Raw genomic sequence first — 12,911 nt, forward strand, 5'->3', positions numbered from 1 at the left:
GGCCCGTCCGCACCTTTCCGACCTGCGCGGAAACGGAACGTCACATACCCGCGACACTCTGTCCGGATGATGAACAGGGGATGGCGCTCGACAGATCACCGGCATAGAAACACGGCATGTTCTGGGTCATCCTCCTGCTGCTCGCCTGGGTCGCCGCCGGTACGGCGTGCACCTTGCTGTGTCTGGCCGCCGTGCACGCCGCCGACACCGACGCGGACACGGGCGGAACGCACGATCTGACGCTCTACGAGGCCGCGTTCCTGTCCGGCGGGCCCGCGCGGGTCGCCGATCTGACGCTGGTCTCGATGGCCCGCCAGCGCCGGCTGCTGCTCGCGCACACCGGCTGGGCGACCGTCGTCGACCCGCGCGGGCGCGACGAGATGGAACGTTCGGTGATAGGGGCCATCGGCCCGGAGGGGCAGTCCCCGATCGCCCTTGTGCGGGCCGCCGCGGCCGCCACCGAGGCGGTGCGCGGGCTCGCCGACCGGCTGGTCCGCGCGGGTCTCGCCGTCCCGGCCGGGGCCGGTACGACGGTCGCGGCGGGCGTGCGGCGGGTGCGGTTCGCCGCGCTGGCCGTGGTCGCGCTGGGGGTGACGGCGCTGCTGCTGCCGGTCGAGCCGGGCATGCCGCGCCATCTGGTCGCCTTCTGGTTCGCGCTGCCCCTCGCCCTCACGCTGAGCTGCCTCGCCCTGGCCCGCATGGAGGCGCACCCGTACTCGGACTGGGCCTCCCCGGCCGGGCAGCGGCTGCTGGGCCGGCTGGCCCGGCACTCCGGCGACGCGGCCGACGACCGCGTCTACCTCACCACGGTGGCCGTCCGCGGGGTCGGTGCGGTCGGCGAGCCCGAGCTGCGGGCGGCCTTCGCCCGGCGCGGGCCCGTCCGGCGCGGCTGACGGCGGGCCGGGCCCGCGGCCCGGGGAGGCCCATTCAGGGGGCGTACGGAAGCACGGGCGCCGACACCGGGCGGCCGGTGCTTGCCTTCGCCAAGAACCAAACGAAACTTCCCTTTTGTCGCTGCCGCGCACCGAAAGGGAGTACGCGATGAGAGCTGCCGCCCTCTACACGGCCGCCGGGTCCCTGCTGCTGACCACCCTCGCCGCCGCTCCCGCCGACAGCGCGCCGAAGACCCCGGTGGCCGCCGCCGAGGTACGCGGCACCGCGGTGGCCGTCGCCCGGGCCGCGGCCCAAGGGGTCCGGTTCGGCCGGTGCACGGCGGGGCGGGACATGCCGGCCAGCATGGAGTGCGGCACCGTGACCGTTCCGCTCGACTACGCGCAGCCGGACGGCAGGCAGATCCAGCTCGCCGTCAGCCGGGTTCCCGCCACCGAGCGCGACCCGCAGGACGGCGAGCGCCGGATGACCCGGCAAGGCGCCCTGGTCTACAACCCGGGTGGCCCCGGCGCCTCCGGCTACCACTTCCCGCTGGTCGGCATGCTTCCCAAGTGGAAGCGGATCGCCGCCGCCTACGACCTGGTCGGCTACGCCCCGCGCGGTGTCGGCCGTTCGGCGCCGCTGTCCTGCCAGGACCCCGCGCAGGTCTTCAAGGGGCCCACCCAGTCCCCGGCGCACCCCTTGGAGTCGTACAAGCGCGACCGCATCGTGAAGGCGAAGGCGTACGCCCGCGGATGCCTGGAGCGCTCCGGCGACGCGCTGCGCCACTACCACTCCCTCAACAACGCCCGCGACCTCGACGTACTGCGCGCGGCGCTGGGCGAGGACCGGCTCAACTTCATCGGCTCGTCGTACGGCACCTACTTCGGGGCGCTGTACGCGACGCTGTTCCCCTCGCGTGTGCGGCGGATGGTGTTCGACGCGGCGGTGAACCCGCATCCTTCGGACGTCTGGTACCGCAACAACCTCGCCCAGTCGGCCGCGTTCGAAGACCGCTGGGCGGATTTCAAGGACTGGATCGCCAAGCACCACGACGTGTACGGGCTGGGAGCCCGGGCGCAGGACGTGCAGCAGGGCTACGACCTGGCGCGGGCGCGGCTCGCCGCGGAGCCGGCCGGCGGGCGGGTCGGGTCGGGGCAGTTGCAGAGCCTGTTCCTCCAGGCCGGGTACCACGACGACCACTGGCCGGCGCGAGCGCGGGCGCTGTCGGCGTATCTGAAGGGCGATCCGCAGCCGCTGATCGACCTGGCCGGTCCGCGCCGGAAGGCTTCGCCCGAGGCGGAGAACTCGAGCGCGGTCTACACGGCCGTGGAGTGCAACGACGCGCCCTGGCCGACGGACTGGGCGGTGTGGGACCGGGACAACACGCGGCTGGCGCGGCTGGCGCCGTTCGAGACGTGGGACAACGTGTGGATGAACCTGCCCTGCGCGTACTGGCCCGCGCCGCGTCAGCAGCCGCTGGACGTGCGGACGGGGCCCGGGGAGCTGCCGCCGACGCTGATCCTGGCGGCTGAGCGGGACGCCGCCGCGCCGTACGAGGGGGCGTTGGAGCTGCACCGGCGTTTGTCGGGGTCGGTGCTGGTGACGGAGCGGGACGCGGGGACGCACGGGCTCGTGGGCGGTCCCAACGCCTGCGTCAACGGGTATGTCGACGCGTATCTGCTGGAGGGGTGGGTTCCGGGGCGGCGGGCGGCGTGCGCGCCACGCCCGGAACCCGAGCCGAGGACCGACCGGTAGGACCGTCGGCCGTCCGCGGGGCAGTGCGCGGCCCCGCGCCGCCGGGCGTCAGGCCAGTCCGGCGACCAGGTCGGCGACCGACTTGCGGCGGCCCGTGAAGAACGGGACCTCCTCGCGGACGTGCATCCGGGCCTCGGAGGCGCGCAGGTGGCGCATGAGGTCGACGATGCGGTACAGCTCGTCGGCCTCGAAGGCGAGGATCCACTCGTAGTCGCCGAGCGAGAACGAGGCGACCGTGTTGGCGCGGACGTCCGGGTAGCCGCGGGCCATCTTGCCGTGGTCGGCGAGCATCCGGCGGCGGTCCTCGTCGGGCAGCAGGTACCAGTCGTAGGAGCGCACGAACGGGTAGACGCTGACGTAGTCGCGCGGCGTCTCGTCGGCGAGGAACGCCGGGATGTGCGAGCGGTTGAACTCGGCGGGGCGGTGCAGCGCCATGTTGGACCACACCGGCTCCAGGGCACGGCCCAGCCTGGTGCGGCGGAAGAGGTTGTACGCCTCCTGGAGCTGGTCGCTGGTCTCGGCGTGCCACCAGATCATCACGTCGGCGTCGGCGCGCAGGCCCGAGACGTCATAGGTGCCGCGGATGGTCACGTCCTTCGCGGCGAGCTGGTCGAACAGCTCCTGGACCTCGTCGGCGTAACCCGCGCGGTCCTCGGGGAGCACGTCCTTCAGCTTGAACACGGACCACAGGGTGTAGCGGATGACCTCGTTGAGGTCCTTGGCCAGCTTGCCCTTGTTCGGGACCCGTCCGGTGGTGGTGGCGTCGTCACTCATGCCCTCATTCTCCCGCTCCGCCGTGCAGGCTCTGCACCGGGTGGGCGGTGAGCTCCTGCACACCGCGCAGGTCACCGCCCAGCTGGTCCACCGCGGCATACGCGCTCGCGATGCAGGCGGGGACGCCGACACCGTCGTACACCGCGCCGCACACGGCCAGTCCCGGCAGTTCGGCGACGTGGCCGCGGATGCGGGCCACGCGCGCGTGGTGCCCGACCGGGTACTGCGGCAGGCCGCCGTCCCAGCGGGTGACGCGGGTGGCGACGGGCGTGGCGTCGAGGCCGGTGGCCGCCGCGAGGTCCTGCCGGGAGACGGCGACGAGGCCGGCGTCGTCGCGGTCCAGGATCTCCGTCTCGCCGTGGCGTCCCACCGAGGTGCGCAGCACCACCGTCTCCGGGTCCTCCTCGGCGATCCAGCCCCACTTCTGCGAGGCGAACGTGGACGCCTTGATGGTCCGTCCGTCGACCGGCGGGACCAGGAAGCCGCTGCCCTCGGGGAGGCGGATGTCGGCGCGCCGGTAGGCGAGGGTGATCAGCGCCATCGACGCGTACTCCACGGCCGTCAGCTCGGCCGCGGCGGCGGGGGCCTCGGCGCGCAGCAGTCCGGCCGCGGCGGGCGCGGGGACGGCGACGACCACGGCGTCCGCGGGCAGCACCCGGTCCCCGGCCGTGACGAGCCAGCCGCCGTCGGGCCGGCGGCGCAGCTCCGTGGCCGCCGTCCGGGTCAGGATCTCCCCGCCGCGCGCCCGCACGGAGTCGGCCACCGCCAGCGGCAGGGTGCCGACGCCGCCCCGCAGGCCCATGAACACCGGGCCGGTCCGCGGGTTCGCCGCCGCCTTGGCCTGGATCTCGCGGACCGCCTCGGTGAGCGAGTCGTGGGTGTGGGCGGCCTGGAAGAGCTGGGGGACGGCGGAGCGCAGGGAGATGCGGTACGCGTCGCCCGCGTAGACCCCGCCGAGCAGGGGTTCGACGAGGCGGTCGACGACCTCGCGGCCCAGCCTGGCGGCGACGTACTCCCCCACCGCCACGTCGTCGCCGACCTCGGTGCGGGGCAGCTCGGCGTCCCGCTCGATGCGGCGCAGGCCCTCCTCGGAGAGCACCCCGGACAGGGCGGCGGCGGTGCCGGGCACGCCCATGACGTGGCCCTTGGGCATGGGGCGCAGGGCGCCGCGGGTCCAGAGCGCGGCGGTCGCGGTGGCCGGCGGTTCCAGCCGGTCGGCGAGGCCTGCCTCCCGCGCGAGGCCGACCGCCTCGGGGCGGCGCGCCAGCAGGGACTCGGCGCCGAGGTCGACCCGCACGCCCGCGATCTCGCCGGGCAGGAGCTTGCCGCCGACCCTGTCGGACGCCTCCAGCACGGTCACCCGCGCGCCTCGCCCCAGCAGCCGGTGGGCGGCGGCCAGCCCGGCGATCCCGGCTCCGATGACGACGACCCGCCCGGCGTCGCTCCGTACTCCGCTCATGCCCTCCACCTTCTCAGACGGCACCGGCGGCGCCGTCGCGGGGCCGTGGCCCGGCCGAGTCCCGACCGTGACCGGTTCGGAACCGGTGCCGTCAAACGCCCGGCGCCGGCCGGACGTCGAAGGAACGTCCGTCGCAGCGAACCCCGGGGGATCCCACATGCGCACACCACGTTCCGCACCCGCCCACCGGCCCGGCAGGCTCCTCGCCGGGCTGCTGCTCGCCGCCGCCCTCGCGGCCACCGGATGCAGCGGCGCGAGCGACACCTCCTCCGGCGGTGACGGCGCCAAGGCCGCGGAGGCCGCCGCGCCGGGCTACGAGGCGGGCGGCGGCGACTCGAAGGCCCGCCAGAACGACCGGGACGAGGCCGCGCCGAAGCCGGTCGCGAGCCACATCATCCGCACCGCCTCACTGACCGTGCAGGTCAAGGACGTGCCGAAGGCGCTCGCCGACGCCCGCGCGGTCACCGAGGACGCGGGCGGCTACGTCGGCCAGGAGACCACGCACCGCGACGACGAGGGCGGCGAGCGGACCAGGGTCGTGCTGCGGGTGCCGGTCGACCGGTACGAGGAGGTGCTGAAGGGCCTGGAGGGCGCGGGCAGGCTGCTGGAGCGCACCGCGAAGGCGCAGGACGTCACCGAGCAGGTCGTCGACGTGGAGAGCCGGATCCGGTCGCAGCGGGCCAGCGTGGCGCGGATCCGCGAGCTGATGGACGAGGCGACCAAGCTGAGCGACGTGGTGACGCTGGAGGGCGAACTGAGCAGCCGGCAGGCCGACCTGGAGGCACTGCTCGCCCGGCAGGCGTCCCTGAAGGACCGCGCCGGCCTGGCGACCATCACCCTGTCGCTGACCGGGACACCGGTGGACAAGGCCGCCGATGACGACGACCCGGGGATCGGCGACGCGCTCGGGGGCGGCTGGGACGCGTTCGTGTCGACGCTGCGCTGGATCGTCGTGGCCCTCGCCGCGGTGCTGCCCTTCGCCGCGCTGACGGCACTGCTCGTCCTGGTGTGGCTGCGGCTGGTCCGGCCCCGGCTGCCGCGCCGCGCGGCGCAGGCACCCGCGATGACGGCGCCGGGCCCGCTCCCGGAGGCCGGCGAGGCGGGTGCCGGGCGCGACTGAAATGCCGGACCCCCGTAGCGTGTTCGCATGAGCATGAGCGGTACGAGGGGTGACCGGCAGCGTCTGGTGGTGATCGGCGGTGACGCCGCGGGGATGTCCGCGGCGTCACAGGCCCGTCGGCTCAAGGACGCCGACGAGTTGGAGATCGTGGCGTTCGAGCGGGGGCACTTCACCTCCTACTCGGCGTGCGGCATCCCCTACTGGGTGGGCGGTGACGTCGCCGAGCGCGACGAGCTGATCGCGCGGACCCCCGAGGAGCACCGGGCCCGCGGCATCGACGTGCGGCTGCGCACGGAGGTCACGGAGATCGACGTCGACGGGCGGCGGGTGTACGCGCGGGACCTGGAATCCGGCGCCGGGTCCTGGATGTCGTACGACCGTCTCGTCATCGCCACCGGGGCGCGGCCCGTCCGCCCCGACATGCCCGGCGCCGACGCGCCCGGTGTGCACGGGGTGCAGACCCTCGACGACGGCCAGGCCCTGCTGGACACCCTCGGTGCCACGCGTGGCCGGCGCGCGGTCGTCGTCGGCGCGGGGTACATCGGCGTGGAGATGGCGGAGGCGCTGATCAAGCGCGGCTACGAGGTGACGGTCGTCAACCGGGGCAGCGAGCCGATGGCCACGCTCGACCCCGACATGGGCCGCCTGGTGCACCGGGCCATGGAGGGCCTCGGCATCACCATGGTGAACGACGCCGAGGTGACCAAGGTGCTCACCGGGGACGACGGCCGGGTCCGCGCGGTGGCCACGCAGAACGCCGAGTACCCGGCGGACGTGGTGGTGCTGGGCATCGGCGTGCGCCCCGAGACCGGGCTCGCCCGCGCGGCGGGCCTCCCCCTCGGCGACCACGGCGGGCTGCTCACCGATCTCGCGATGCGGGTGCGCGGCCACGAGGACATCTGGGCGGGCGGCGACTGCGTGGAGGTGCTGGACCTGGTCTCGGGCCGCGAGCGGCACATCGCCCTCGGCACCCACGCCAACAAGCACGGCCAGGTCATCGGCACCAACGTCGGCGGCGGCTACGCCACCTTCCCCGGCGTCGTCGGCACCGCGGTGAGCAAGGTCTGCGACCTGGAGATCGCCCGCACCGGCCTGCGCGAGAAGGACGCGCGGCGGGCGGGCCTGCGGTACGAGACGGTCACCATCGAGTCGACCAGCCGCGCGGGTTACTACCCCGGCGCCTCCCCCATGACCGTCAAGATGCTCGCCGAGCGCCGCACCGGCCGTCTGCTGGGTGTGCAGATCGTCGGCCGGGAGGGAGCGGGCAAGCGCGTCGACATCGCCGCGGTGGCGCTGACCGCTGGGCTGACCGTGGACCAGGTGATCCACCTGGACCTGGGGTACGCGCCGCCGTTCTCGCCGGTGTGGGACCCGGTTCTTGTCGCCGCGCGGAAGGCTGCGCAGGCGGTGCGGGGGGCGCCGTAGGGGTGCGGTCGCGTCGCCGGGTGCGGGTGGAGGGTGGCTGGTCGCGCAGTTCCCCGCGCCCTGGAGGCCGGACCAGTGGACGCCCTCAGGGGTGCGGGGAACTGCGGGAGCAACCCCCGCCCACCCGCAGACCGCAGACCGCCTAAGCCGTCCCGTTCATCCTCGGCAGCGACGCCACCGACGCCGGCTGCTCCGGCTTCGCGTGCGCCGCGGGCAGCCGTGCCGACCGCAGCCGATGGCTCACCGCCTCGTCCAGCGTCACCGGCCGCTGGGTCTGCGCCGCCAGCCGCCCCGCCTCCTGGCCGAGGCGGGCCACGTCCTCCCAGGGCAGGCGGATGACCAGGGCGAGTTCGGCCTCGCCGTCGGGCATCGCGTGCATCGGTGGGGTCACACGGTCGCTCATCGCCTGTTCCTCACGTCGTCGTGCCACGGACCGTCCGCCGAGACATACGCAGACACGGACGGCCGTGTTCACCGGTTCGGCGAACGCTTCCCGGGCAGTAGTTCCTCGTGGTCATCCCCGTCCATGACGTGAACCCGGCGCGCCGTACGCCATGGGTGACGTACGCGCTGATCGCCGCCAACGTGCTGGTGTTCCTGTTCACGCCCGGCCTGGCCGCGTCAGTGACCGGGGAGGGCGGCCTGGCGCAGTTGTGCCGGCTGCAGGCGTTCCTGGACCAGTACGCGGCGGTGCCGCAGGAGCTGATCCACCATCGGATGCCGCGGCTGGTCCCGACCGGCGAGACCGCGCTGGGCCCGCAGGGGCCGGGCTGTGTCGTCAGGCCGCCGGACTACGCCAAGTGGCCCGAGCTGAGCGTGCTGAGCGCGTTGTTCCTGCACGGCGGCTGGCTGCACCTGCTCGGCAACATGCTCTTCCTGCTGATCTTCGGCAACAACATCGAGGACCGCATGGGCCATGCCCGCTTCGCGCTCTTCTACGCCGTCTGCGGCTACGCGGCGACGTACGGCTTCGCGCTTCTCAACGACGGCTCCGCCGATCCCCTGATCGGCGCCTCCGGGGCGATCGCCGGGGTCCTCGGCGCTTATCTGGTGCTGTATCCGAGGGCCCGGGTGTGGGTCCTCGTGCCGTTCCTGATCTTCCTGCCGCTGCGGCTGCCCGCCTGGCTGGTGCTGGGGTTCTGGTTCGGGCTCCAGGCGGTGTACTCCTCCGGCGAGGGCGTCTCCGACGCGGGCACCGTGGCGTACGCGGCGCACATCGCCGGCTTCCTCGCCGGGATGCTGCTCGCCTGGCCGCTCAGACCGGGTACTCCCCCGCCGCCGGAGCCGCGTGGCCTGCTCTTCGGCAGGCAGGCACGGCCCCGGCACACCTGGTGAGTCAGCGGGCGGTGTTGGTGTGGACGTAGTCCACGAGCCGGGTCAGCGCGTCCGGGTCGGTGGACGGCATCACGCCGTGGCCGAGGTTGAAGACGTGGCCCTCCAGGCCGGCCGCCGCCTCCAGGACCTCGCGGGTCTTGGCCTCGACCGCCGGCTGCGGGGCGAACAGGACCGTGGGGTCGAGGTTGCCCTGGAGCGCCTTGCCGGGGCCGACGCGGCGGGCGGCCTCGTCCAGCGGGACGCGCCAGTCGACGCCGACGACGTCCGCGCCGGCCTCGCCCATGAGCCCCAGCAGCTCGCCGGTGCCGACGCCGAAGTGGATGCGCGGGACGCCGTAGCCGGCGACGGCCTGGAAGACCTTCGCCGAGGCGGGCAGGACGGAACGCCGGTAGTCGACGGGGGCGAGGGCACCGGCCCAGGAGTCGAACAGCTGGACCGCGCTCGCGCCCGCCTCGATCTGCACCTTCAGGAACGCGGAGGTGATGTCCGCGAGGCGGTCGAGGAGGTCGGCCCACAGCTCGGGGTCGCCGTACATCATCGCCTTGGCGTTCTCGTACGTACGCGACGGGCCGCCCTCGACGAGGTAGCTCGCGAGGGTGAACGGGGCGCCGGCGAAGCCGATGAGCGGGGTGCCGCCCAGCTCGCGGACGAGCAGGCCGATCGCCTCGGTGACGTAGGAGACGTCCTCGGGGGTGAGGTCGCGCAGCTGGGCGAGGTCCGCGCGGGAGCGGATCGGGCGCTCGACGACCGGGCCGACGCCCGGCTTGATGTCGAGGTCGACGCCGATGGCCTTCAGCGGGACGACGATGTCGCTGAAGTAGATCGCCGCGTCCACTCCGTGCCGGCGCACGGGCTGGAGGGTGATCTCGGTGACCAGCTCGGGCCGCATGCAGGACTCCAGCATGGGGACGCCCTCGCGGACCTTGCGGTACTCGGGCAGCGAGCGCCCGGCCTGCCGCATGAACCACACGGGCGTGTGCGGCACGGGTTCGCGCCTGCACGCCTTGAGGAAGGCGGAGTCGTACGTCGCGGAAGGCTGCGTCTGGTTGGCACTCACGGGGCAAGTTTCGCACGGCGCGGTGACGGCCCCGGCCGGGCCCCGTGCAGGCCGGTGCGCCCGGCGGGGTGTCTCTCCCTGCGCCGGGCGCCCGTTCCGCTTAATCTTCCCCGCATGGCTGCGGCTCAGGGACGACTGTCGGACGGCGCTGGCGGAATGGACGATCCGAAGGAGAGGGATCTGCATACGGGCGAGGGCGAGGCGGCGCCGCCGGTCTTCCGGACCGCCGTCGACGCGCTGCGGTCGGCGCGGCTGCGTCCGCAGGTCGAGGTCGAGCCTACCCGGGCCCCGCAGCGGCTCGCGCCGTACGCGTACGCCCTGGAGGCGGCGGTCGTCGACGGCGACCAGGATCTGGCCGACGGCCGGCTGGTGCTGCTGCACGACCCGGCCGGGCACGACGCCTGGCAGGGCACCTTCCGGCTGGTGACGCTGGTGCGCGCGGAGCTGGAGCCGGAGATGGCGGCCGATCCGCTGCTGCCGGAGGTGTGCTGGTCGTGGCTGACGGGGGCGTTGCAGGCGCGCGGGCTGGGGTACGGCGAGCCGAGCGGCACCGTCACCCGTGCGAGCTCGCACTACTTCGGCGGGCTGGCCTCCCGCCCGGCCGCCTCGCAGATCGAGATCCGCGCCTCCTGGACGCCCCGCGAGGGCCTGGGCGGGGTGCCGGACACGGCGGCGCACCTGGCGTCCTGGTGCGATCTGCTGGCGCAGGTGGCGGGGCTGCCGCCGGCCGGTCCGGGCGACGCGTCGGTGGTGACGCTGCCGCAGCGGCGGGGGCCGCAGTCCCGCTGAGTCGGCGGTCACGCCGGGAGCGACACTCCGGCTTTGCCGTCGTTTTGTCGATACGGCCACTTTCAGTCAGGACCAGTCGCTCGAACGAACCGATTCGTTCACCGAACGATCGACCGCGTGTCCGAATTGCACCGATTGCTACTCACTAGATCGTGATCATTCTCTAAAGGCCGCCGGGTTTGCTGCCGAAGAGGTCTTTGACCTTCAAAGCCGTCCCGCACCCAGGAGGCCTGGTGTCCGTTCTCCTCGAGCAGCCCGCAAGCCTGGTCGCCTACCGCCCGAACAAGCCCACCGCCATGGTCGTCGTCGCCGATCCTCGCGTCCGCTCCACCGTCACCCGCCATCTGTGGGCGCTCGGTGTGCGCGATGTCATCGAGGCGTCGTCCATCGCCGAGGCTCGTCCCCGCATCGGCAACCCACGAGACATCTGCGTCGCCGACGTCCACCTGCCCGACGGCTCCGGCCTGACCCTCCTGTCGGAGACGCGCGCCGCGGGCTGGCCCAACGGGCTCGCCCTGTCCGCCGCCGACGACATCGGAGCCGTGCGCAACGCCCTCGCGGGCGGCGTCAAGGGCTACGTCGTCACCGGCACCCGCACCAACGTCGGGCTCCCCACCCGGCCCGGTGCCGCCCCGATCGGCGCGGCCGCCGCCCGCCTCCACCGCCGCCCCCCGGGTGCTCCGAGCCACCCGGGCGGCTACCGCGAGCTGTCCGGCCGCGAGGTGGAGGTGCTGCGACTGGTCGCCGAGGGGCAGTCCAACAAGGCCATCGGCGTCTCGATGGGCCTGTCCGCACTGACCGTCAAGAGCCACCTCGCCCGAATCGCCCGCAAGCTCGGCACCGGCGACCGCGCCGGCATGGTCGCCGTGGCCCTGCGGACCGGCATCATCCACTGAATCCCTGAACCCCGGCCCACGGCTCGTGAACACCGGTGTTTCCCCGAGCTGACCGGTTTACGACCCTCGGGCGCCCGTCGACGGAACGTTACGTCGACGGGCGTCGGGCATCCACGGATACCCTTGACAGGTGACCGACGCCCACAACACCGCAGCAGACAGCTCACTGCGAACCACCGGAGGCGCCCCTCCGGACGACGGCGGATCTTCTGCTACGGAGGCGCCGATCCCCTTGCTGGAACCCCGCGAGGGCATTCCGCCCGTGATCGCGGACGAGGCCGGCCTCGCCGAGGTGATCGCCGCCTTCGCCGCCGGCTCCGGCCCCGTCGCCGTCGACGCCGAGCGCGCCTCCGGCTACCGCTACGGCCAGCGCGCCTACCTGGTGCAGCTGCGCCGCGCGGGCGCCGGCACCGCGTTGATCGACCCCGTCGCCTGCCCCGACCTGTCCGGCCTCGGCGAGGCGCTGTCCGGCGTGGAGTGGGTGCTGCACGCCGCCACCCAGGACCTGCCCTGCCTGCGCGAAATAGGCATGGTGCCGACCCGGCTGTTCGACACCGAGCTGGCCGGCCGGCTCGCCGGGTTCCCGAGGGTCGGCCTCGGCGCCATGGTCGAGAACGTCCTCGGCTTCGTCCTGGAGAAGGGCCACTCCGCCGTCGACTGGTCCACCCGCCCGCTGCCCGAGCCCTGGCTGCGGTACGCCGCCCTGGACGTGGAGCTGCTGGTCGACCTGCGCGACGCGCTGGAGAAGGAGCTGGACCGGCAGGGCAAGCTCGAGTGGGCCCGGCAGGAGTTCGACGCGATCGCCTCCGCGCCGCCGCCCGAGCCCCGCAAGGACCCCTGGCGGCGCACCTCCGGCATGCACAAGGTGCGGCGCCGACGGCAGCTCGCCGTGGTGCGGGAGCTGTGGCAGACCCGCGACCGGATCGCCCAGCGGCGCGACGTCTCGCCGGGCAAGGTGCTGTCGGACGCGGCCATCGTCGAGGCCGCGCTCGCGCTGCCGGGCAACACGCACGCCCTTTCCGCGCTGAACGGGTTCGGGCACCGGATGGGGCGGCGCCAGCTGGAACAGTGGCAGGCCGCGGTGGACCGGGCCAAGGCGCTGTCCGAGTCCCAGCTGCCGCAGCCGGGGCAGCCGGTCGCCGGGCCGCCGCCGCCCCGGGCGTGGGCGGACAAGGATCCGGCGGCCGCGCCCGGCTGTCCGCCGCCCGCGCGAAGGTCACCGCGCTGGCCGAGGAGCTCAATCTGCCCCAGGAGAACCTGGTCGCGCCGGACACGGTACGGCGGGTCTGCTGGGAGCCGCCGAAGGGCGCCGACGCCGAGGGCGTTTCCCAGGCACTGGTGGGGTACGGGGCCCGGCCGTGGCAGGTCGAACTGGTCACGCCGGTCCTGGTCGAGGCATTGTCCGCCAAGGCGCCATAGGGGCCACAG

11 protein-coding genes and 1 pseudogene are annotated in these 12,911 nt (G+C 73.9%); 8 read left to right on the top strand and 4 right to left on the bottom strand.

Annotation, left to right across the window (positions count from 1 at the left end; all coding sequences use genetic code 11):
* The first annotated feature begins 116 nt into the window (after window positions 1-116).
* Window positions 117-893 (top strand): TIGR04222 domain-containing membrane protein, encoded by a 777-nt coding sequence (locus ACSU6L_RS08620; protein ID WP_437055176.1) that lies wholly within the window; start codon window positions 117-119, stop codon window positions 891-893.
* Window positions 894-1,041: 148 nt separating this feature from the next.
* The gene (locus ACSU6L_RS08625; RefSeq protein WP_437055178.1) at window positions 1,042-2,628 is read left to right on the top strand and encodes an alpha/beta hydrolase; all 1,587 of its coding nucleotides are present in this window, start codon (window positions 1,042-1,044) and stop codon (window positions 2,626-2,628) included.
* Window positions 2,629-2,676: 48 nt separating this feature from the next.
* On the opposite strand, the gene hemQ is transcribed toward ACSU6L_RS08625, so the two are convergent.
* Entirely contained in the window at window positions 2,677-3,402 is a 726-nt protein-coding gene (gene hemQ, locus ACSU6L_RS08630; protein WP_073939205.1) for a hydrogen peroxide-dependent heme synthase, read from the bottom strand.
* A gap of 4 nt (window positions 3,403-3,406) precedes the next feature.
* Window positions 3,407-4,861 (bottom strand): protoporphyrinogen oxidase, encoded by a 1,455-nt coding sequence (hemG, locus tag ACSU6L_RS08635; protein WP_437055180.1) that lies wholly within the window; start codon window positions 4,859-4,861, stop codon window positions 3,407-3,409.
* Window positions 4,862-5,018: 157 nt separating this feature from the next.
* On the opposite strand from hemG, the gene ACSU6L_RS08640 reads away from it, so the two are divergent.
* Both ACSU6L_RS08640 and ACSU6L_RS08645 read left to right on the top strand, forming a co-directional pair.
* Window positions 5,019-5,981 (top strand): DUF4349 domain-containing protein, encoded by a 963-nt coding sequence (locus tag ACSU6L_RS08640; RefSeq protein WP_437055182.1) that lies wholly within the window; start codon window positions 5,019-5,021, stop codon window positions 5,979-5,981.
* A gap of 27 nt (window positions 5,982-6,008) precedes the next feature.
* Complete coding sequence (locus tag ACSU6L_RS08645) at window positions 6,009-7,406, top strand: FAD-dependent oxidoreductase (protein ID WP_437055184.1); 1,398 nt, start codon at window positions 6,009-6,011, stop codon at window positions 7,404-7,406.
* A gap of 142 nt (window positions 7,407-7,548) precedes the next feature.
* Here the strand turns inward: ACSU6L_RS08645 and ACSU6L_RS08650 are convergent, their stop codons facing one another.
* Window positions 7,549-7,809 (bottom strand): hypothetical protein, encoded by a 261-nt coding sequence (locus tag ACSU6L_RS08650; RefSeq protein WP_073939209.1) that lies wholly within the window; start codon window positions 7,807-7,809, stop codon window positions 7,549-7,551.
* 107 nt (window positions 7,810-7,916) lie between these two features.
* On the opposite strand from ACSU6L_RS08650, the gene ACSU6L_RS08655 reads away from it, so the two are divergent.
* Complete coding sequence (locus ACSU6L_RS08655) at window positions 7,917-8,741, top strand: rhomboid family intramembrane serine protease (RefSeq protein WP_437055186.1); 825 nt, start codon at window positions 7,917-7,919, stop codon at window positions 8,739-8,741.
* A 1-nt stretch (window position 8,742) separates the two neighbouring features.
* Here the strand turns inward: ACSU6L_RS08655 and hemE are convergent, their stop codons facing one another.
* Window positions 8,743-9,798, bottom strand: a complete 1,056-nt coding sequence (gene hemE / locus ACSU6L_RS08660; RefSeq protein ID WP_437055188.1) for a uroporphyrinogen decarboxylase — start codon at window positions 9,796-9,798, stop codon at window positions 8,743-8,745.
* A 114-nt stretch (window positions 9,799-9,912) separates the two neighbouring features.
* Here hemE and ACSU6L_RS08665 point away from each other — a divergent pair, with 114 nt between their 5' ends.
* The 3 genes and pseudogenes from ACSU6L_RS08665 to ACSU6L_RS08675 all read left to right on the top strand — a co-directional run bounded on the left by ACSU6L_RS08665 (window position 9,913) and on the right by ACSU6L_RS08675 (window position 12,902).
* Entirely contained in the window at window positions 9,913-10,587 is a 675-nt protein-coding gene (locus ACSU6L_RS08665; protein WP_437055190.1) for a DUF3000 domain-containing protein, read from the top strand.
* Window positions 10,588-10,820: 233 nt separating this feature from the next.
* Window positions 10,821-11,483, top strand: coding sequence for a response regulator transcription factor (locus ACSU6L_RS08670; protein WP_003993737.1), 663 nt, complete (start codon window positions 10,821-10,823; stop codon window positions 11,481-11,483).
* Window positions 11,484-11,613: 130 nt separating this feature from the next.
* Window positions 11,614-12,902, top strand: a pseudogene (locus tag ACSU6L_RS08675) (ribonuclease D).
* Window positions 12,903-12,911 lie beyond the last annotated feature (9 nt).

The sequence above is a fragment of the Streptomyces sp. enrichment culture genome, assembly GCF_964272855.1.
GTDB lineage: Bacteria > Actinomycetota > Actinomycetes > Streptomycetales > Streptomycetaceae > Streptomyces.